2 protein-coding genes are annotated in these 1,555 nt (G+C 71.8%); both read left to right on the top strand.

Annotation, left to right across the window (positions count from 1 at the left end):
- Nucleotides 1-270: 270 nt before the first annotated feature.
- The gene (locus tag AC529_RS09590; protein WP_068755700.1) at nt 271-780 is read left to right on the top strand and encodes a hypothetical protein; all 510 of its coding nucleotides are present in this window, start codon (nt 271-273) and stop codon (nt 778-780) included.
- Nucleotides 777-1,555 (top strand): phosphotransferase family protein (locus AC529_RS09595; RefSeq protein WP_068755702.1); only part of this gene is annotated, 779 nt, incomplete at its 3' end. The genes AC529_RS09590 and AC529_RS09595, both read left to right, overlap by 4 nt.

The following is a 1,555-nucleotide window of genomic DNA, read 5'->3' on the forward strand; positions in this document are numbered from 1 at the left end:
CCGCGCAGGAAGTGGCGGGCGAAACGGGTGTGCACCCGCAGGTAGTAGCGGTCGGCCTGCTCGGCCGTCACGACGGAGGCGGGGCGGAAGTGGGAGATGGTCTTGGCCCAGCCGCTCGGGACCGTCCGGCCGCGGCCTGCTGCTGTCGTCTGCTCCATGTACTTATCTGACCATTGACGTAAGAAGTAAAACAAGAGACCATGGCAGAGGTTTACCTTTTACGTTAGCTTCACAGCAAGGCGTTGTGTTCCCAGCCGGAAGGGGTGCCCCGTGCGACCGTCACCGGAGGAGCTGCTGGACAGTCTCCGCCTCTCCCTCAACGAGACCCTGCTGCCCAAGGTCGAGGACCGCTGGGCCCGCTACGTCGGCACCGCGATGGACCTCGTCCTGCAGCACCTGAAGCTGCGCCTGGCCCACGAGCAGGACGCGCTGGCCGCCGACGACGCCGACATGCTCGCCGTCCTGGCCGACCTGGGCTCCCGCGCCGCCGCACTGGCCGGACAGGACTCCGGGGCGGCCTCCCCCCGCTGGGAGGAGCTGGCCGAGCTGGTCGGCGCCGCGCGCACCGCCGGGGACGGGCAGCAGGACGCCACGGCCCGCAACGAGGAGCTGCGCGGGGTGGTCGTCGCGGTGATGCGGTGGCTGGACGAGGCGGAGGGCGCCCACCCCGCGGTGGAGGAGATGAGAGACGAGGTGTACAGATTGGTACGACGTCAGGTCGACCGGACCAGACCCCTGGTGGAGCCGCTGTTCATGTCGTTCCGGCCGGTGGCCTCATGAGCGCCGCGAACCGCGAGGCAGTCGGCCTCGACCGCGACCGCGTCGCCCGCTACCTGCGGGAGCGGCTGGGCGCCGACTCCCTGGAGGTCACCCAGCTCAGGCGCAACGTCGGCGGCATGTCCCGGGAGACCTGGTTCGTCGAGGTCTCCGGCACGCGCGGCACCGCCGCGTTCACCGACGCGCTGACGTTCCGGGTGGACCACCCCGAGGGGTCGGTGGTCCCGGTCGACCTGGAGCGGGAGTACCGCGTCTTCGCCGCGCTCACCCCCACCGAGGTGCCGGTCGCCGAGGCGCTGTGGTACGAGACGGACGAGTCCCTGATCGGGCGCGCCCCCTTCTACGTGCGCCGCACGGTGCCCGGCTCGGCGTCGGCGGGCAGGCTGTTCGCCCCCGGCAACGAGGAGGCGCGCCGCCGCATCGGCCGCCACCTGGCCGAGCGGATGGCCGCCGTGCACACCCTGGACTGGCGCGCCGCCGGACTGGGCGAGTTCATGGCGGTGCCCGAGCGGCCCGAGGACTGCGCCCTGCTGGAGCTGGACCACTACGAGCGGGCCTACCGCGCCGCCGACCCCGAGCCCATGCCCGTGGTGGAGGCGCTGTTCTCCTGGCTGAAGCGGAACGTGCCCACCGAGGTCGAGCGGGTCTCCCTAGTCTGGGGCGACGTGGGCGTGGGCAACTTCATCTACCGGGACGACCGGGTGGTGGCCCTCACCGACTGGGAGCAGTCCCACCTGGGCGACCCCATGAAGGACTGGGCCTCGGCCCTGTGGCGGGG

The sequence above is a fragment of the Thermobifida cellulosilytica TB100 genome, assembly GCF_001517975.1.
Lineage (GTDB): Bacteria > Actinomycetota > Actinomycetes > Streptosporangiales > Streptosporangiaceae > Thermobifida > Thermobifida cellulosilytica.